We start from the raw sequence: 18,407 nt of genomic DNA on the forward strand, positions 1-18,407 counted from the left end.
CTCAGATGACGGGAAATAACATACCATTCGGCGACCTCGGCGTCTCAATACGGCCTTATCGTTTGCTATCCGGAAGGCTAGATATGCGTTCCTGCCCGAGCGCTCGGAGGGTGACTCGGCATGCGCTAGGCTGCGGGGCAGCGAAACTACCGGAGGTCGCCGGCCAAAGGACGGGGAGCGACAGTGAGCTCACGACGGATCCCTGACGATCCGGTGATGTACCAAATCTATGTCCGGTCTTTCGCGGACGCCAACGGCGACGGCGTAGGCGATATCCAAGGAATAATCTCCCGTCTCGACCACCTCGCCGCCCTCGGAGTGGACGGCATCTGGCTGACCCCCGTCTTCGCCTCGCCGCAGTTCGATTTCGGATACGACGTATCGGACTACCGCGAGATCCACCACGAATTCGGCACCATCGGCGATATGGACGAGCTGCTCAGGGAAGCGCACGCGCGGAATATCGCGGTCATTCTCGACATGATCCTCTCGCACACGTCCATTGAGCATCCGTGGTTCCGCGCGCATCCGGAGCGCTATCTCTGGTCCGAGGAGAGGCCGAACAACTGGCTCTCGGCCTTCGGCGGCTCGGCCTGGCAGTTCGACGAGAAAACGAGCAAATACTACTATCACCGCTATTATCCCGAACAGCCGCACCTCGACTGGAGTAATCCCGACGTCCGTCACGCCATGCATGACGTCATCGCCTTCTGGGTCGATCGCGGGGTGGACGGTTTCCGGCTGGATTCGATCGACGGGCTCGCCGTGGACCCGCAACTGCGCGACGAACCACGTGCGACCGGCACCGGCATCGCCGGCCGGGAGAATGACAACTGGGCGGACTACTGGCAGCTGGAGCATCTCCACACCACCAACCTGCCGCAGGTGCTGGACGAGCTCGCCAGGCTCAAGGCGGCCTTTCCCGGGACGTCCTTCCTCGTGGAGGCCGACCTGCCGCGTACCGCTCTCAAGCCCTATCTCGAGATCGCCGACAGCGCGTTCTCCTTCGAGTTCTTCCGGGCCCGCCTGGACGGCGCCGCGATCGCGCCGATCATCGACGGCGCGGGGATCCACGGCCGGCCGGCCTGGGCCCTGTCCAACCATGACCTGCCGCGGATGGTGAGCCGGTGGGGGCGGCCCCGGGCCGGCATCGCCGCGATGCTGCTCCTGACCCTCCCCGGCTGGGCCTTCATCTACCAGGGCGACGAGATCGGGATGATCGACGGGCCCGGCGGGCCGGTCGCGTTCGACCGGAGCGGGCGTGACGCCGTACGCCATCCGATGCAGTGGGATGCCACCGGCGGGTTCAGCACGGCCGCGCCCTGGCTGCCCATGATCGACCCGGCCGACTGCAACGTCGCCGATCAGCTGGGAGATCCGCATTCGATGATCGAGCTCTACCGGGCGCTGATCTCCTTCAGGCGGCAGCTGAGCGGGCCGGTCGAAGTGATCGAGGCGTCCGCGGGCGAGCTGATCTACCGCCGGGGTTCCGAGACGGCGCAGCTGAACTTCGGAGCCGGCCCGGTCCGCCGCGTCGAGGGTGACGTCCGGTTCTCCACCGGGCGGCTCTCCTCAGATCTCCTCCCTCCTGACACCGGTGTGATCGTCCGGTCGTGATCGCGCTCGGACGCGGCCGGTCATGGCCAGCAGGACCAGCGCCGGTACACCCGCGACGAGAGTCATGGCCAGGACCGGCGGCGCCAGGGCGCCGGCGGCGAGGAGCGGGGTGACGATGGCGGCGCCGAGCGGGGGTGTCGCCTGCATGAGCGTTCTCAGCAGGGCGAAGCCCCGGCCGCGCAGGGGTGCCGGGATGCGCGCCATCCGCAGCGACTGCGCCCAGATGGTCATCGGGGCGCTGAACATCCCGATGACGAGGTAGCCCGCGGCGACCCCGAGCAGGTGCGGCGCCGCCAGGAGTCCCAGGAAACCGGTGGCGGCGGCGAGCTGCACCACGGCGATGGCCCTGACCGGGCGCCGCCGCCCGGCACCGGTCCCCGCCAGCGCCGCCCCGGCGAGCTCGCCGGCGGCCAGCGCGGCCAGCAGCAGGCCCAGGGTCTGCGGGCCGCCGGGCAGCCGGGTCGCCGCCAGCCACGGCCCGGCGACGAGCAGCATGCCCGTGGCGACGTTGAACGCCATGAACGCGAGCGTGGTCGCCACCAGAGCCCGGTCCCGCAACGTCCGCAGACCGCTCGGCCGGGCAGCGCCCTCACGCGCGCCCGGCGCCGCCGTGCCGTCATGTGCGCCCGGCGTCAGGGGGCGGCGGACGGCGAGCGCGGCGGCGGCGAACAGCGCGAAGGAGACCGCGTCGAAGGCGAGCACCGCCTCGCCCCCGAAGCCGGCGATGAGCAGCCCGCCGAGCGCGGGCCCCGCGACCCCGGCGAGGCTGAAGCCGAGGCTCTCCAGCGCGTTGGCCACGTCCAGGTCCTCCTCGGGGACCAGGTCGGGGATCGCCGCCGGGAACCCCGCCAGCGGCACCATCTTGAACAGCCCGTACACCGCCGCCACCACGAACGGCAGCGCCGCGGGCACCTCCCCCAGCGCGGACATGACCGGGATCGAGGCCATCGCCGCGCCCCGGATCACGCTGTCGGCGGCGAGCACGTACCGCTTGTCGAACCGGTCCAGGACCGGACCGCTGAGCAGCCCCCCGGCGAACACCGGCAGCGTGTAGCAGACCGTCAGCAACCCGAGCCGCCGCACGCCGTCCGGCTGGGACAGCACCAGCCACGTCAGGGCGACGAAGGTCATCCCGTCCCCCACGAGCGAAACGGACGAGCCCAGCCACAACAGGCGGAAGTCGCGCCGTGACAACACCCGCCGGTAGCCGGCCGTCCTGCCCCGGAGAAGATCGTTGACTGTCATGGTGGCCCAGCGTGGCGGCAGCCGCGGCAGGATGCTGGCGGGCATCGGCCACCGACGTCCGCGGCCGATGCCCGCCAGTCCCGTCTGTCTGGAAATGGCACGATAAGGAGGGTGATCGAGGACGAGGTCGCGTTCGCGGCCATGGAGAGCCGGGACCCACGCTTCGACGGCTGGTTCTACGTCGCCGTCACCACCACCCGCATCTACTGCCGCCCGAGCTGCCCGGCCGTCATGCCGAAGCCGCAGCACGTCCGGCTGTTCCCCACGGCGGCAGCGGCGCAGGTGAACGGGTTCCGGGCGTGCAAGAGGTGCCGTCCCGACGCCGCTCCCGCCTCGCCGGAGTGGAACACGCGCACGGACCTGGCCGGCCGGGCGATGCGGCTGATCGCCGACGGGATCATCGACCGGGAGGGCGTGCCCGGGCTGGCCGCCCGCCTCGGCTACAGCCCCCGCCAGTTGCATCGCCTGCTCGTGGCCGAGGTCGGCGCAGGACCGCAGGCCCTGGCCAGGACGCAGCGGGCGCAGACCGCGCGGATCCTGCTGGAGTCCGGCTCGCTGCCGGTCAGCGACGTGGCGTTCGCCGCCGGGTTCGCCAGCATCAGGCAGTTCAACGAGACCATCCGGCAGGTGTACGCGACGACGCCCAGCCGGCTCCGCCTGGCCGCCGGTCCCGCCCCGGCGCCGGGCGCCCTCACGGTGCGGCTCGCCTACCGGCCGCCCATGGACGTCCCCGCCCTCCTGGGCTACCTGGGCGCGCGAGCCGTCCCCGGCCTGGAACACTACGCCGGCGGCGCCTACAGCAGGTCGCTGGCCCTGCCGCACGGCGCGGGCGTCGTCACGCTGCGGCCCGGACCCGCGTACATCTCCTGCGAACTCCACCTGGAAGACCTCAGAGACCTCACCGCGGCCGTGCGGCGGTGCAGGCGGCTGCTCGACCTGGACGCCGACCAGGAGGCCATCGACGCCGCCCTCCGCGCGGACCCGGCGCTCGCGCCGCTCGTCGCGGCCCGCCCCGGCCTGCGGGTGCCCGGCTGCGCCGACCCCGGCGAGCTGGCGATCCGCGCCGTGGTGAGCCGCCGCAGGCGCGCCGAGGCCGCCCGCCGCGTGCTCGCCGGCCTCGTCACCAGGTACGGCAGGCCGCTCGCCCGCCCGGCCGGCGGCGTTACCCACGTGTTCCCGCACCCGGCCGTCCTGGCCGAGGCCGAGCCGGTCTGCACGGCCCAGCGCCCGCTGGCCAGGGCGCTCGCCGGGGGAGCCGTCGTGCTGGACGACGGCTGCGACCCGTACCAGGCGCGCAAGCAGCTGGCGGAGCTGCCCGGGATGAGCCGGTGGGCGGTCGCGTACATCCGCATGAGGGCGCTCGGCGACCCCGACGTCCTCCCGCCGCACCTGCCGGTACGCCGCGCCCTCCACCGCCTGCCGGGCCGGCCGGAGCGGTGGCGACCCTGGCGTTCCTACGCCACCCAGCACCTGGCACACCTGCCAGGCGGCCGAACCTTCCGGTGATGGGCGCCGTCTCACCGGTATGAGGCGGATCTTGGTCATCGTCGTGCTGCTGGTCCTGGCCGGGTGCGGCAGCCCGGTGGAGCTGCCGGGTTTCCCCGAGCCCGCCCGCTCGGTCGAGGAGGTCGCGCGCCGGTTGCGCCCGTTCGAGCTGCGCGGGGAGCATCCCTACCCCGCGGCGGGCGATGTGTTCCAGCTGTGCCAGGGCACCTTCGACCCGCGGGCTCCCGCCGAGCCGCAGGGCTTTCCCGTCCTGGTCGCTCATCTCAAGACCGATCCGCCGGTCCACGCGCGGTTCATGCTGATGCCCGGTACGGAGCAGGCGGCCCGCCTGGTGGCCCAGGCCGCGCAGGCGGCTCGCGGCTGCGCGGGACCGGCGAGCGGCACCCTGGGCGAGGGGATGGACGCGGAGACGACCGTGTCCGCGTTCGGCCGTGACGGCTGGTCGGGCACGCAGGTCATCACCAGCGGGCGGGCCGGGAGCGACACCGATGACCCGTTCTTCTACAAGCCGTTCACCACGGGGCAGCTGGTGGTGAACAAGGGCGCGTGGGTCGTCGACCTGGGGTGGAACATCCGGGGCGGCTTCGGCTCGCCCGGCGCTGACTGGGCCGAGACGGGGCTGAAGGTCTCCGAGTCCGTGCTGGCCGTGGCCGACGGCGCCGTGACCGCGCCGCGGGCTCAGGACCTGATGACCCGCCTGGTCGACGCCCTGCCCGATCCCGGCGCCTACGGCGAGCGGCTGAAGGTCTGGCCGCGGCCCTTCGAGCCGCGCCAGTCCCGGGAGCAGGGGGACGGGCCCCCGATGAGCAACGACCTGTCCTGCGGCGCGCTGTCGTCCCGGGAGCACCTTCCCGAGTTCCTGCCGTCCGTGGAGCGCTCGCTGCTCGGCGAGGTCGCCGTGCACGAGCTGGTGTCCGTGGCCGGTGACGAGCAGCAGGCCGAGCAGGTACGGCGGGCCTGGCTGCACGACCAGGCCGGATCCCCGGCGCCGGATCCCTGCGGGTACTCCGACCCGGGCTTCGCGCACAGCGACGAGACCGAAGCCAAGCGGGTCGCGCCGTCGGTCACGGCGTTCCGGCACGGGGAGTGGGCGGGGGAGGTCGAGCGGTTCGCCGCGCGTCACCCGAAGGCGACCGCCGCCTCCGGCTACCGCGACTCCTACGCTCATGTGGCGGTCGCCGTACGGAAGGGTGCGATCGCCGTCTACCTGCGCTGGCAGGGCCCGGCGGGGGTGGATCCGGAGCCGGTGTTCGAGCGCGGCGAGTCGGCACTGAAGCGCACGCTGGACAGGCTCGCCCCGGTCGCCTGACCGCTCGCGAGTGGAGGCAGCGTCAAGGGGTGTGGACGCTGTGCCAGGGACTTTCCCCGCTGCCGGAAATAGGCTCGCGGGCGCCTCATTGAGCAGGCGTTACCCGTCTTGTCGAAACCGAAGAGGATGAACATGCGCATTCACCGAATGCCGGCCACCCTGGCGAGCGTCGTGGCCCTCGCGGCCTGCGCGGTCACGCTGACCGCCACCCCGGCGGGCGCGTCCGGCGCGGCCAACCCGTGCGGGAGCGGCTACAAGCTCGTCGGCTCCTACACCATCGCCAAGGACGGCACGAAGTACGGCACTCTCGAGGTCCGGTGGAGCGCCGCCACCGGCAAGAACTGCGCGCTGGCCTACGGCTTCGGAGCGAACTACGGCCGGGCCGACTACAAGTCGGTGCGGATCGAGACGACCGGCTCGACCCGCTGGGCCGACACCGACTGGGGGGACTACAAGTACTACGCCGGTCCCGTTTACGTCTCCGCCAGAAACACGTGCATCAATGTCGCCGCGCACGTCAGGGGCACCCGCGGAACGGGTTTCGTGTCCAAGAGAAGCGTCCACTGCGGATGACACCGCTTCCGCTCACGGCCTGTTTCGGGTGAGGGCGTCCCAGCCGTGCTCCAGGAGGTCGAAGGCGCCCTGCCCGTCCCGCACACCTGGGAGCACGACCCCACGGTGACCCTGCTCGGCGACGCCGCGCACCTCATGCCCCCGCTCGGCGTCGGCGTCAACCTCGCCCTGCTGGACGCCTGCGAACTCGCCCTGGCCATCGCCCGCCACGACACCCTCGACGAGGCCGTCCACGCCTACGAGCAGACCATGCTGCCGCGCTCCACGGAGATGGCCCGGCTCCTCGACGGCGCCGCCGCCGAACTGCTCTCCACCGAGCTGCCCGACTTCGCCACCGCCGGCGGCCACTGACGTCCTCGTTCCTGCCGTCCACGGGGGGACAGCCCGCGGTCATGACGGAGGACGTCCCGGTGGTGGCCGCCCGGCCGGCGACGCCAGAGTGGGCACCATGACGACGACCAAGCAGAGAACCAGGGCTGGAGGGCTGGTCATCGGGGTAGCGGTGGCGACGCTGGCAGGCATCACCCCGCCGGCCTCGGCCGCTCGGGTCCCGCAGCCGGCCTGGCGCGACTGCGCGGGCCAGGACCTGCCCGCCGGGATGCAGTGCGCCGCGATCGAGGTCCCGGTGGACTGGGCCGAGCCGGATGGGCCGAAGCTGACGCTGAAGCTCGCCCGGCTGCCCGCCAGTGAGCCCGCCCGCCGGATCGGCAGCGTGCTGGGAGTCCCCGGCGGCCCGGGCGCCGACGGGATCGAGGACCTGAAGCACGCCGCGGCCGACCTCACCGAACTGCGGCGCGGCTTCGACCTCGTCGCCTACCGGCCGCGCAACGTCGCCTGGCGCGATCACGTGCCGCCGTCCTGCATGCGGCCGGGAACGGTCCTGTCCGACCCGCGCGACCGCAGGCAGTACGAGACGCTGGCCGCGGCGATGGCCAGGGCCTTCGAGCAGTGCAGGAACGCGGACAGCACCGGCCTGTTCTCCCACCTGGACTCCCTGTCGGTGGCCAGGGACATGGACGCGGTCCGCCAGGCCCTCGGCGAGGAACGGCTGAGCTTCATGGCCAACTCCTACGGCGGGGTGCCCGCCGCCGCGTACGCCCGGCTGTTCCCGCAGCGCATCCGGGCCATGTACCTCGACGGGACGGCCAACCAGGTCAACGGCTGGCCTGACCAGGCGTTGCGGAGCCTGCCCGTCCGGGAGCGGGTGTTCACCCGGTTCACCACGTGGTGTGCCGGCACCCCGGCGTGCGCGTTGCACGGTGAGGACGCAGGGGCGATCTGGCGCAAGCTCACCCGGGACGCCGATCGCCGGCCGATCCCCGTCACCTCGTCCGAGTTCGGCAAGGGCGAGCTGACCGGATGGCACCTGAGAACCTTCGCCTTCAGCACCGATCCAGGACCGGAGCACGCGCGGTGGCTGTCCTTCGCCGACGCGGTGGACAAGGCCAGGAACGGGGACGGCTCCGGTTTCGCCGACTCCGTCCTCGGCAACGCGCGCGTCTGGGCCATGCCCGGAGCGCTGGCGATGACCTGCGCGGACGACCGCGGCTACACCGGCTACGCCCAGCTGCGGAAGGTCCGCCGCCAGGCGGAGAGGATCTCCCCGAACTTCGGGGGAGCGGCCTTCGACGCGCTCGGCTGCGCCGGATGGCCGCTCCCGGTCGCCAACCCGTCCCGCCCGTTGCCGGTCCGCGGCCTGCCGCCGTTCCTGGGAGCCGGCAGCACGTGGAACGACTACGTCATCACCGAGAGCTTCACCAGGATGATCCCGGGATCGGTGACCGTCGCCTACGAGGGGCCCGGCCATGTGGCGTACCTGTCGGGCAGGAAATGCCCCATCCGGCACGCCACCGAGTACCTGACCCGCCTGACCCTGCCCGAGCCGGGCACCACCTGCCCCGCCGAGTGACCTGGATGCCCGTCAGCGGCCGTACACGCCCGCGGTGCGCCAGGCGTAGGCGTAGGCGACCGGCCCCGGCAGCACCGCGGCGGCGAGCATCACGGGCAGCAGGGCAGGCTCGGGCGCGATGAGGGCGGCGATCAGCACGACCGCGCCCGACCCGAGCAGCAGCCTGCTCGCGAACCGCAGTGCACGCATGCGGGTGTCTGCGTCGCCCGGCATCCCCAGGACGCCGCGCATCCAGAAGGCCGAGTCCTGGCGGATCGAGGGGGCGGCGATCCCGAGGGCGATGAGGAGCACCGCGGTGCCGGTGGCCGCGAAGCGCGCGATGGGCCCACCGCCGACGGCCGCGTCCACGGCCATGCCCGCGTGCGTGCACGTCATCAGTGCCAGCAGGCCGAGGCCGAGCGTTCCACGCGGGCGCGGAGGCCGCGAAGCCGTCGCAGCAGCGGCAGCAGCACCGCGAACGTCACGGCGATCGCCAGCATGAGCAGCGGAGGCATGAGCAGTGCCTCGCTCTTGTCACCGAGCCGGAACCCGGCGCCGCGCGGCACTCCCCAGTGGACCGGCACCCTGGCGCCGTCGGGGATGCGCACCCAGGCCCACGCGCGCACCAATATCATTTTAAATTGCCCCACCGCGTGGGACAAGGCGGACGCCTGACCGTCGCGCTCGCGGTGTTACGGTTGGCTGTCTACTGTGCGCATAAGGGGACGTATGTTCGGCATTGTCCGCCCATGTCGGCACGTCCTGTGCAAGGGGCTCTACGCGGACTGGCTGGGCCATCTGTGCGGGCTCTGCCTGGCGCTGCGTGACGAGCACGGGCACCTGTCCCGGCTGGTGACCAACTACGACGGCCTGCTCGTGTCCGTCCTCACCGAGGGCCAGTCGCCCGCGTCCACGTCGCGGCGGAGGGCGGCCCCGTGCGCGCTGCGCGGGTTCAAGAGCGCCGACGTGGCGCAGTCCGAGGGGGTCCGGCTGGCGGCCTCGGTGTCGCTGCTCCTGGCGGCCGGCAAGGTGAGCGACCACGTGGCGGACGGGGACGGCGTGTACGCCCGGCGCCCGGTGGCCGCCGGCGCCGCCCGCCTGGCGGGCCGCTGGTCCTCCGCCGGTACGGCCATGGCCGGCACGCTGGGCTTCGACCCCGCCCCGCTGACGTCGGCGGCCGGCCGCCAGGCCCTCCTGGAACGTGCTCCCGCCCCGGGGTTACGAGAGCTGACGGGGCCTACGCAGGACGCCGTGGCCGCCGCGTTCGGGCATACGGCGGTGCTCGCGGGGAAGCCGCACAACCGGGAGGCCCTGGAGGCGGCCGGTCGCGGGTTCGGCAGGCTGGCACACCTGATCGACGCGGTGGAGGACCTGGCCGGTGACCGGGCGTCCGGGGCGTACAACCCGCTGGCCGCCACCGGCACCGGCCTGGAGGAGGCGCGCCGCCACTGCGACGCCGCGCACGCGGAGCTGCGCGCCGCCGTGGACGAGCTGGACCTGCCCCGCCCCGCCCTGACGCGCGCCCTGCTGGTGCGGGAGACCGGACACGCCGTCTCCCGAGCCTTCACCACCGCCACCGCCACCGCCACCGCCACCGCCACCGCCACCGCCCCGCCCGGCACCGGGACCGCCGGCACCTTCGCCGGGACGCCCGGCACCGGTCACCCTCCCGGCACCGGTCACCCTCCCGGCACTGGTCACCCGCCCGGCGAACCCGGCGCGCCGCCGCGGCGGCCGCGGAAGCAGGATCCCGGCGGGCTGCTGTCGCTGGTGTGCACCACGCTGACCTGCTGCACGTGCGGCCTGTACCGGCCCGCCTGGGACGAGGAGCGGGACAGCTCCTGCTGCGGGCGCTTCGACTGCTCCGGCTGGGACTGCTGCGGCAACTGCGGCAACTGCACCTCCTGCTGCCCGGGAGAGGACGGCTGCTGCTGCGACGGCTGCAGCTGCGGCTGCGACTGATCTCCGCGGGCACAGCGGTTACGCGGCGACCTGGCCCGCCCGCCCGCCGCAGCCCGGGTCAGGCTTCGATGCCGTGCCGGAGCATCTGCCAGATCCGCTCGGCGGCCTGCGTGCGCTCGGCCTCGTCGGGGATCTCGGCGAGCAGGAGCGCCAGCATGCCGATGGCCAGCAGCAGATCGTGGGTCGTCACCCCGGCACGCACGCGACCGGCACGCTGGGCCTCGGCGAGGCCGGTCGCGAGCAGCCTGCCCACGCGCTCGCGCAGGGTGAGGATGCGCGGGTCGGGCTGGGGCGGCATGGTGACCAGCCGGATGAACGTGGTCGAGGCGATGGCCTGCTCGGTGACCAGGGCCAGCACCTCCTCCAGGGTGGTGCCCGGCTTGGCCGCCAGCGCCTCCAGCTCGGCGATGCTGCTGTCGAAGACGGCCAGCGCGAGGCTGAGCCGGTCGGGGAAGTGCCGGTAGAGGCTGCCCTGGCCGACCCCGGCCGCCCGCGCCACGTCGGTGAGCGAGGCGTCGTAGCCGGCGGTGGCGAACGCTTCGCGGGCGGCGGCGATGAGCGCCGCCCGGTTGTGCGCCGCGGCCTTCGGGCCTCTGTTGGGTCGACGGGTGGCGGTCACACCGGCTATCGTACCAACCGGACGCTCAAGTCCGGTTGGCTGGCCGCAGGACCCGCGCGCCCTCCTCCGACCGAAAGGGACCCTCCGTGAGCATGACCTTCGACGACCGTGTCGCCCTCGTCACGGGCGCGGGCTCCGGGATCGGCCGGGCGATGGCCGTCGCCTTCGCCAAGGCGGGCGCCCGCGTGGTGGCCTGCGACATCGACGCCGGCACCGCCGGCGACGTGGCCCGCGAGATCGGGGACTCTGCCGTCGCCGCCACGGCCGACATCGGCGACGCGTCCTCGGTCGAGGCCCTGGTCGAGACCGCGATCAGCACGTACGGGCGGATCGACGTGCTGTGCAACAACGCCGGCATCATGGACACGATGGCCCTGCCCGCCGACATCCCCCTCGACCAGTGGGAACGCGTCCTGCGCGTGAACCTCACCGGCACCTTCCTGGTCACCCACGCGGTCCTGCCGCACATGCTCGGCCAGGGCGGCGGCGCCATCGTCAACACCGCCTCCGAGGCCGGCATCCGCGGCGGCGCGGCCGGCGCCGCCTACACCGCCTCCAAGCACGGCGTCGTCGGCCTCACCAAGAGCGTCGCCTGGGCCTACGCCAAGGACGGCATCCGCTGCAACGCCATCCTGCCCGGCCCCACCATGACCAACATCGCCACCGGCGCCTCCTTCGACCCCGTCGGCGCCGCCCGCCTCGGCCCCGTCCTCGCCCTCGGCGAACGCCTCGCCCAGCCCGAGCAGATGGCCGACGCCGCCCTCTACCTCGCCTCCGACGCCGCCTCCTTCATCAACGGCGCGATCGTCCCGGTGGACGGCGGCTGGTCCGCGGCCTGAGAACGACGCGCGGCCGCGGCACGGCGCAGGGGCGGGCGACCACCGAGCTGCGGCCTGTCCGCCGTGACATGTATGCATAAGTCTCGCCTCTAAGCCAATAAATCCCCATAATCGGGGCATTCGGCGTGAGGATGTATGCATGTCCGTCATCGATGACCTCAGAACCCTGATCCTCGCCGGCCGCTACGCCCCCGGCGACCGGCTGGGCGAGGTCGAGCTCGCCCAGCAGCTCCAGGTGAGCCGCACCCCGGTACGCGAGGCCCTGCGCCACCTGCAGGCCGAGGGCCTGGTCGAGATCACCGCCAACAGGGGCGCCAGGGTCGTCGAGTATCCGGCGGCGGACCTGGAGACCATCTTCGAGCTGCGCGCCAGGATCGAGGGCCTGGCCGCCCGGCAGGCCGCCGTGACCGCCACCGACGAGGACGTGGCGCGGCTGCACCGGGTGGCCGTGTCGCTCGGCGAGCACGCCGGGCGGCACGACATCGACGCGGTCTACCGGCTGAACGCCGAGTTCCACCAGGAGCTGGTACGGCTGGGCGGCAGCCCCGTGCTCGCCCAGTCGATCAGCGCGCTGGTCCACTCGCCCATCCTGCTGCGCACGTACAGCGCCTTCGACGAGGAGGCGATGCGGCGCAGCGTCAACCACCACATCGAGATCGCGGCGGCCGTGCGGGCCGGGGACCCCGAATGGGCGGAGGCGGTCATGCGGGCGCACCTGTTCTCGGCCCGCGCTTCCCTGCTCGGACCGAGGAAGAGGGCATGACACACCTCCCGTTGGACGACGTCCGCGTCATCGAGCTCGGCCAGTTACTGGCGGGGCCGTTCTGCGGGCAGCTGCTCGGTGACTTCGGCGCAGAGGTGATCAAGGTGGAGGATCCGGGCCGCGGCGACCCGATGCGGCAGTGGGGCAGGGAGAAACCGCACGGCCAGTCGCTGTGGTGGCCGGTCGTGGCGCGCAACAAGAAGTCCGTCACCTGCGACCTGCGCGACCCGCGCGGCCAGGACCTGCTCAGGAGGCTGATCGCCGAGGCCGACGTGCTGCTGGAGAACTTCCGGCCCGGCACGCTGGAGCGCTGGGGCCTGTCGCCGGACGAGCTGCACGCGATCAACCCCGGGCTGGTCATCACGCGGGTGACCGGGTTCGGGCAGACCGGCCCGTACGCGCCGCGCGCCGGCTACGGGTCGATCGGGGAGGCCATGGGCGGCATCCGCCACGTCACCGGCGACCCCGGCCGGCCGCCGTCGCGGGCCGGGATCTCGCTCGGTGACTCGCTGGCCACGACCCACGCCTGCGTCGGCACGCTGGTGGCGCTGCACGAGCGGGGGCGAAGCGGCCGCGGGCAGGTGGTCGACTCGGCCATCTACGAGGCCGTGCTGGCGATGATGGAGTCGTTGCTGCCCGAATGGCAGCAGGCCGGCTACCAGCGCGAGCGCACCGGCCCCGTCCTGCCGAACGTCTCGCCCAGCAACGTCTACCCCACCGGGGACGGCGAGGCGATCCTCATCGCCGCCAACCAGGACAGCGTCTTCGCCCGCCTGGCCCGCGTCATGGGCGCCGAGGCGCTGGCCGAGGACGAGAGGTACGCCACGCACGGCGCCCGCGGCGCGAACATGGACGAGCTGGACGGGATCATCGCCGCCTGGACCGCCGGGCACCCGGCCGACGAGCTGCTCCGGCTGCTGCACGAGGGCGGCGTCCCGGCCGGGCGGATCTACACGGCCAAGGACATGTTCGCCGACCCGCACTTCGCCGCCCGCGAGGCCATCGTCCGCGTCCCGCACCCGGACTTCGGCGAGGTGGCCATGCAGAACGTGGCGCCGAAGCTGTCGAGCACGCCCGGCCGGGTCCGCACCGCCGGGCCCGCGCTCGGCCAGCACAACGAGGAGGTGTACGGCGGCCTGCTCGGGCTCTCCCCCGAGGAGATCACCGGCCTGTCCACGGCCGGAGTCATCTAGAAGCGAGGAACCCCCCATGCGCTACCGGCTCGGGGTGGACGTCGGAGGGACGTTCACCGACATCCTTCTCATCGACCAGGAGTCAGGCCGGACCTTCCGCGCCAAGACTCCGTCCACTCCCCACGACCAGTCGATCGGTGTCCTGGCCGGCGTCGAGAAGGCGTGCGCGGCGGCAGGCGTCTCCCCGGACGAGATCGGGGAGATCCTGCACGGCACGACGATCGCCACCAACGCCATCCTGGAGGGCAAGGGCGAAAGGGTGGGCCTGGTCACCACGGCGGGCTTCCGCCAGGTGCTGCAGATCGCCCGCTCGTTCGTGCCGGGCGGCCTGGCGGGATGGATCATCTGGCCCAAACCGGAGCCGCTCGCCGCGCTGGAGGACACCGTGGAGGCCGTCGAGCGGGTCGCCGCCGACGGTACGGTGGTGACGCCGCTCGACGGCGCCCGTTGAGGGCGAGGTGGTGATCGTCAAGTAGTACGCGAGCGCGTTCTTCGGCACCCCACTCGCCTCCACGCTGACCGCGCTGGGGGTGGACACGCTGCTCATCGCGGGCGTGTCCACCAGCGGCTGCGTACGGGCCAGCGCCGTGGACGCGGTGCAGCACGGCTTCGCCCCGGTGGTGGTCCGCCAGGCGGTCGGCGACCGCGGCCCGGGGCCGCACGAGGCGAGCCTGTTCGACGTCCAGGCCAAGTACGGCGAGGTCCGGGACGAGGAGGCGGTGCTGCGCCGGCTGTCCCCGCATGCCTCCGAGGTGGACCTCGTCGAGGTCGGCCCCCGGGACGGGCTCCAGAACGAGCCCGTCCTGGTGGGTACCGACGACAAGGTCGCCTACATCGCGGCGCTGGCCGGCGCCGGGCTGACCCGCATCGAGGCGGTCAGCTTCGTCCACCCGCGCCTGGTCCCGCAGATGGCCGACGCCGAGCAGGTGATGGCCAGGGTGCCGAGGCGCGACGGGCTGAGCTACATCGGCCTGATCGTCAACGAGCGCGGCCTGGAGCGCGCCCTGGACTCCGGGGTGGACGAGGTCAACGTGACCGTGGTCGCCACCGAGACCCTTTCCCGGCGCAACCAGCGCATGAGCGTCGCCGGCGCGCTCGGCTCCTTCGCCGCCGTCTCCGCCCGCGCGCACGCCGCCGGGCTGCGGGTGACGGCGACGGTCGGCGCCGCGTTCGGCTGCCCCTTCGAGGGCGAGGTGCCGCCGGGCCAGGTGGCCGCGATCGTCCGGCGCTGCGCCGAGGCGGGCGCGGACGAGATCGCGCTGGCGGACACCATCGGCGTCGGCGTGCCCGCCGACGTACGCCACCTGACCGAGGCGGTGCGGGCGGTCACGGACCTGCCGCTGCGCTTCCACTTCCACAACACCCGCAACACCGGGTACGCCAACGCGCTGGCCGCCGTCGAGGCCGGCGCGAGCGCCCTGGACGCCAGCAGCGGCGGGATCGGCGGCTGCCCGTTCGCCCCGGCGGCGACGGGCAACATCGCCACCGAGGACCTGGCGTACGCGCTGCGCAGGTCGCGCATCCGTACGGGAGCCGACCTGCGCCGGCTGACCGAGGCCGCGGCGTTCATCGGCGAGCGGCTGGGCTCGCCGGTGCCCGCCCTGCTCGGGCGGGCGGGCGACTTCCCGCCCCCTTGAGGCCGGGCCAGGGCCGCCCGCGAGGATCGGCCGTCAGATGGCGAGTTCCACGATCGTGATGTCCGGGGGCGCGCCGACCCGGACCGGCGGGCCCCAGAACCCCGCTCCCTTGGTCACGTAGAGCTGCGTGTCGCCGAAGCGCTCGTACCCGGCGAGCGTCGGTTGCGCCCAGGAGGTGATCAGGTCCAGCGGCATCAGCTGGCCGCCGTGGGTGTGCCCGGACAACTGCAGGTCGACGCCGTGGCGCCTGGCCTCGTTCACCTGCACCGGCTGGTGGGCCAGCAGGACGACCGGACGGGCCGGGTCGCGGTCGCCGAGCGCCCGGGCGTAGTCGGGCCCGTCGTCCTGGAGGGCGCCGGTCACGTCGTTCACCCCGGCCAGGTCGAGGCCGGGCAGCTCCACGCGTTCGTTCAGCAGCGGCCGGACGCCCAGCTCGCGCAGCTCCTCGATCCACTCGGTCGCACCCGAGAGGTACTCGTGGTTGCCGGTGACGAAGAACGTGCCGTGCCGGCTGCGCAGGTCGCGCAGGGGAGCGGCGGCGGGGGCGAGCTGCTCGACGGTGCCGTCCACCAGGTCCCCGACGATCGCGACGAGGTCGGCGCCGGTGCCGTTGATCAGGTCCACGATCCGCCGGGTGTGCGCCCGCCCCAGCATCGGCCCCAGGTGGATGTCGCCGACCAGGGCGATCCGCAGGCCGTTCGCCTGGGGGCCGCCGCGGCGCAGCCGTACGGTGACGCGGTCGAGCCGGGGCGGGCCCAGGGCGTTCACCATGCCGTACCCGACGATGCCCGTCGCGGCGGCCCCCGCCGTCACCGCGATCGAGCGGGCCAGGAACACCCGCCGTGACGCGTCGTCCGGAGGCTCGGGCCGCGCCCTGGCGGCGCGGCGCCTGCGGATCAGCGCGGCGGCCAGGCGTACGGGCTCGGCGATGAGGAGCAGGATCAGCAGGTAGATGGCCAGCCCGTACCAGATGGTGGTCGGCCAGGCGATCCATCGGGACACGGCGAGGTCCAGGTAGAACGGCGTGATGAGCGCGGCCGGGACGAACGTCGCCAGCGCCGCGGCGGCCGCGGTGCCCGCGCGGCGGGCCCGGGACCGGGCGGGCGTGGTGCCCCGTACGAGGCGGGCCCACAGGTAGAGGTGGGCCAGCAGCCACATCACCGACTGGCCCCAGACCCAGGAGGGAATCGACATGATCACCCTCCAGCCTGCACGCGTGCGGTGGCGTTGGGCCTCCTGATGAGGATCTCCACCACGACGAGGTTGACGACCCACCCGAGCGCCTGCCCGATCGGGATCATGGACTCGGCGCTGTCGGCGATCGAGGCCGCTCCACTGAACGGGAGCTGGGCCAGCAGGAAGAGCGGCACCAGGATCCGCGAGGTGACGGCGAGGAAGGTGAGCGCGTAGTTGCGCATCATCCAGTGCCGGTGGCGCGCGAAGTCCCGGCGGCGGGCGGCCCGGACGGCGAGCCACCCGGTGACCAGCCACAGCACGGCGGGGACGGTCAGGCCGACCTGGGTGACGACCCGTCCGGACAGCAGCGCCACCGGCACGGCGGCCAGCGCGGAGGGCAGCACCCCCGCCAGGAGGTAGCAGCGGCCGATCGTCCGGTGCACCCGCCGGCGCGCCCGGATCGCGGGTACGAACTGCAGCGGGCCCAGCACGAGCGCGACCAGCGCGGTGAAGATGTGCGCGACGAGCAGGTAGTAGTACCACTCACCGGTGACGTCGATGCGGCTGCTGCCGCTGTCGAGCCCGAGGTACGGCGTGACGAGCACGGCACCGAACCCGGCCGCGACGACGAGCATCAGCCAGATCCTGCGGGCTCGCGCCGGCCCGCCCTGACGGTGGCGGCTCACCACGGCTTTCATGTGCGGCTCCCTCTCCTTCACTGGCCCGACGACCGCCCATCATGGGGTGCGGCGGTTCGTCCGGCATCAGCCCGGGAGCGCGACCTCGGCTACGCAAATCGGCGTACATGGGCGAGGTCCGGCTGCGACTACGCGGGTGCCCCGTAGGTGAGGTAGGCCCGCTGGGTCGCGATGTGGTCGGCCAGGTACCTGGCGTCGTGCCAGACTCCCCAGATGAAGCTGGATCCGCGGCGCGAGAGCCAGGGCAGCCCGAGGAAGTAGACGCCCGGCTCCGAGGAGACGCCGCGCCGGTGCCTCGGCTTGCCGGCCTCGTCGAAGGCGTCGACCTGCAGCCAGCCGTAGTCGACCGCGAAGCCCGTGGCCCAGATGATGGAGCCGACACCGGCCGCGGCGAGGTCGAGCTCGCGTGCCGGATCGGTCATGCACGCCGGGTCCGGACCCAGGACGCGGGCCTCCGGCTCCTCCGGGAGGTCGAGGCCGTTGCGGGCGATGTAGGCGTCCGCCTCGTCGAGCAGCGACAGGTAGCTCGCGTCGCCGTGGGCGATGTTCTCGACGAGGTCCGGCGCGAAGCGCAGCACGCCGTCGTCGTAGGAGACGGTCCGGCCGACCAGCTCGACCCCCTGGGCGGCCAGGGCACGGAAGTCGACGGTCTGGCCGCCGCGGGCGCCGCTGACCGCGATCGTGACGTGCTCCGCGCCGCGGGGAGGCGTCTCGGCGTCCCACTTGCCGAGGACGCCGAGCCACCAGACGAAGTCGCGGCCGCGGTAGCTGCGCGGGGGCCGGTCGTGCGGGCCGACGGAGAGGTGGACGGCCCGGCCCGAGCGCTGGAGCTCGTCGGCGATCTGCACCCCGGACGACCCGGCGCCGACCACCAGGACGGCTCCCTCGGGCAGCTGCCCCGGGTTGCGGTAGCCGCTGGAGTGGAGCTGCACGAGCCCCGCGTCGCCGGGGACCACGTCCGGGATGACGGGCCGCTGGAACGGTCCGGTCGCGGCCACGACGAAGCGGGCGTTCACCACTCCGGCGGACGTCTCGGCACGGAACCCGGGGCGGCCGGCGTTCTTGCGCACCGAGGTCACCTCCACGCCGCACCGGACCGGCGCGGCGATCTTCTCGGCGTAGGCGGCGAAGTAGTCCGCCACCTCGTCCTTCGACGCGAAGGCGTCGGGATCCAGGTTGAGGAACTCCAGCCCCGGGAAGCGGTCGTGCCAGGCGGGCCCGTTGGCGACCAGCGAGTCCCACCGCTCGGAGCGCCAGCGCTCGGCGATGCGGTGCCTCTCCAGGACGAGGTGGGGCACGCCGGCCTCGCTCAGGTGCCCGCTCATCGCCAGGCCCGCCTGGCCCGCGCCGACGACGAGGACCTCTATCTCTTCGTGGGACAT

19 protein-coding genes are annotated in these 18,407 nt (G+C 73.1%); 12 read left to right on the plus strand and 7 right to left on the minus strand.

Going from position 1 to position 18,407, the window contains the following annotated elements; genetic code table 11:
• The first annotated feature begins 216 nt into the window (after positions 1 to 216).
• Positions 217 to 1,617, plus strand: coding sequence for an alpha-amylase family glycosyl hydrolase (locus tag HD593_RS25555; RefSeq protein ID WP_185104631.1), 1,401 nt, complete (start codon positions 217 to 219; stop codon positions 1,615 to 1,617).
• Here the strand turns inward: HD593_RS25555 and HD593_RS25560 are convergent.
• Positions 1,573 to 2,862, minus strand: coding sequence for an MFS transporter (locus HD593_RS25560; RefSeq protein ID WP_185104632.1), 1,290 nt, complete (start codon positions 2,860 to 2,862; stop codon positions 1,573 to 1,575). The two genes, HD593_RS25555 and HD593_RS25560, sit on opposite strands and share 45 nt — an antisense overlap.
• 111 nt (positions 2,863 to 2,973) lie before the next feature.
• Here HD593_RS25560 and HD593_RS25565 point away from each other — a divergent pair, with 111 nt between their 5' ends.
• The 5 genes from HD593_RS25565 (at position 2,974) to HD593_RS25585 (ending at position 8,159) form a co-directional block, all read left to right on the plus strand.
• Positions 2,974 to 4,368, plus strand: coding sequence for an AlkA N-terminal domain-containing protein (locus HD593_RS25565; RefSeq protein ID WP_185104633.1), 1,395 nt, complete (start codon positions 2,974 to 2,976; stop codon positions 4,366 to 4,368).
• Positions 4,369 to 4,387: 19 nt separating this feature from the next.
• Complete coding sequence (locus tag HD593_RS25570) at positions 4,388 to 5,677, plus strand: hypothetical protein (protein ID WP_185104634.1); 1,290 nt, start codon at positions 4,388 to 4,390, stop codon at positions 5,675 to 5,677.
• Positions 5,678 to 5,809: 132 nt separating this feature from the next.
• Entirely contained in the window at positions 5,810 to 6,250 is a 441-nt protein-coding gene (locus HD593_RS25575) for a spore-associated protein A (protein ID WP_185104635.1), read from the plus strand.
• 45 nt (positions 6,251 to 6,295) lie between these two features.
• Positions 6,296 to 6,601 (plus strand): FAD-dependent oxidoreductase, encoded by a 306-nt coding sequence (locus tag HD593_RS25580; protein ID WP_312903700.1) that lies wholly within the window; start codon positions 6,296 to 6,298, stop codon positions 6,599 to 6,601.
• Between the two features lie 97 nt (positions 6,602 to 6,698).
• Positions 6,699 to 8,159, plus strand: coding sequence for an alpha/beta fold hydrolase (locus HD593_RS25585; RefSeq protein ID WP_185104636.1), 1,461 nt, complete (start codon positions 6,699 to 6,701; stop codon positions 8,157 to 8,159).
• A 12-nt stretch (positions 8,160 to 8,171) separates the two neighbouring features.
• On the opposite strand, the gene HD593_RS25590 is transcribed toward HD593_RS25585, so the two are convergent.
• Both HD593_RS25590 and HD593_RS25595 read right to left on the minus strand, forming a co-directional pair.
• Positions 8,172 to 8,534: a hypothetical protein gene (locus HD593_RS25590; RefSeq protein WP_185104637.1), complete on the minus strand. Its 363-nt coding sequence runs from the start codon at positions 8,532 to 8,534 to the stop codon at positions 8,172 to 8,174.
• Entirely contained in the window at positions 8,534 to 8,764 is a 231-nt protein-coding gene (locus tag HD593_RS25595; RefSeq protein WP_185104638.1) for a hypothetical protein, read from the minus strand. Before HD593_RS25595 ends, HD593_RS25590 begins: the two co-directional genes overlap by 1 nt.
• A gap of 103 nt (positions 8,765 to 8,867) precedes the next feature.
• Here HD593_RS25595 and HD593_RS25600 point away from each other — a divergent pair, with 103 nt between their 5' ends.
• Positions 8,868 to 10,100: a DUF5685 family protein gene (locus tag HD593_RS25600; protein WP_185104639.1), complete on the plus strand. Its 1,233-nt coding sequence runs from the start codon at positions 8,868 to 8,870 to the stop codon at positions 10,098 to 10,100.
• 58 nt (positions 10,101 to 10,158) lie between these two features.
• Here HD593_RS25600 and HD593_RS25605 read toward each other — a convergent pair whose 3' ends face one another.
• Positions 10,159 to 10,719 (minus strand): TetR/AcrR family transcriptional regulator, encoded by a 561-nt coding sequence (locus HD593_RS25605; RefSeq protein WP_185104640.1) that lies wholly within the window; start codon positions 10,717 to 10,719, stop codon positions 10,159 to 10,161.
• A 92-nt stretch (positions 10,720 to 10,811) separates the two neighbouring features.
• On the opposite strand from HD593_RS25605, the gene HD593_RS25610 reads away from it, so the two are divergent.
• The 5 genes from HD593_RS25610 (at position 10,812) to HD593_RS25635 (ending at position 15,151) form a co-directional block, all read left to right on the plus strand.
• A complete protein-coding gene (locus tag HD593_RS25610; RefSeq protein ID WP_185104641.1) occupies positions 10,812 to 11,558 on the plus strand; it encodes an SDR family NAD(P)-dependent oxidoreductase in 747 nt (248 codons plus the stop codon).
• A gap of 139 nt (positions 11,559 to 11,697) precedes the next feature.
• Positions 11,698 to 12,321: a GntR family transcriptional regulator gene (locus HD593_RS25615; protein WP_185104642.1), complete on the plus strand. Its 624-nt coding sequence runs from the start codon at positions 11,698 to 11,700 to the stop codon at positions 12,319 to 12,321.
• Positions 12,318 to 13,514 (plus strand): CaiB/BaiF CoA transferase family protein, encoded by a 1,197-nt coding sequence (locus HD593_RS25620; RefSeq protein ID WP_185104643.1) that lies wholly within the window; start codon positions 12,318 to 12,320, stop codon positions 13,512 to 13,514. Before HD593_RS25615 ends, HD593_RS25620 begins: the two co-directional genes overlap by 4 nt.
• Positions 13,515 to 13,530: 16 nt before the next feature.
• A complete protein-coding gene (locus tag HD593_RS25625) occupies positions 13,531 to 13,965 on the plus strand; it encodes a hydantoinase/oxoprolinase N-terminal domain-containing protein (RefSeq protein WP_246546716.1) in 435 nt (144 codons plus the stop codon).
• Positions 13,966 to 14,044: 79 nt separating this feature from the next.
• The gene (locus HD593_RS25635; RefSeq protein ID WP_312903702.1) at positions 14,045 to 15,151 is read left to right on the plus strand and encodes a hydroxymethylglutaryl-CoA lyase; all 1,107 of its coding nucleotides are present in this window, start codon (positions 14,045 to 14,047) and stop codon (positions 15,149 to 15,151) included.
• A gap of 33 nt (positions 15,152 to 15,184) precedes the next feature.
• Here HD593_RS25635 and HD593_RS25640 read toward each other — a convergent pair whose 3' ends face one another.
• From HD593_RS25640 to HD593_RS25650, 3 genes are all read right to left on the minus strand, one after another.
• The gene (locus tag HD593_RS25640) at positions 15,185 to 16,345 is read right to left on the minus strand and encodes a metallophosphoesterase (RefSeq protein WP_185104644.1); all 1,161 of its coding nucleotides are present in this window, start codon (positions 16,343 to 16,345) and stop codon (positions 15,185 to 15,187) included.
• Positions 16,346 to 16,347: 2 nt separating this feature from the next.
• On the minus strand, positions 16,348 to 17,025 hold the full coding sequence (locus tag HD593_RS25645; RefSeq protein ID WP_185104645.1) for a DUF2306 domain-containing protein: 678 nt from the start codon (positions 17,023 to 17,025) through the stop codon (positions 16,348 to 16,350).
• 128 nt (positions 17,026 to 17,153) lie between these two features.
• Positions 17,154 to 18,407, minus strand: coding sequence for a flavin-containing monooxygenase (locus tag HD593_RS25650; RefSeq protein WP_185104646.1), 1,254 nt, complete (start codon positions 18,405 to 18,407; stop codon positions 17,154 to 17,156).

This window comes from Nonomuraea rubra (assembly GCF_014207985.1).
GTDB lineage: Bacteria > Actinomycetota > Actinomycetes > Streptosporangiales > Streptosporangiaceae > Nonomuraea > Nonomuraea rubra.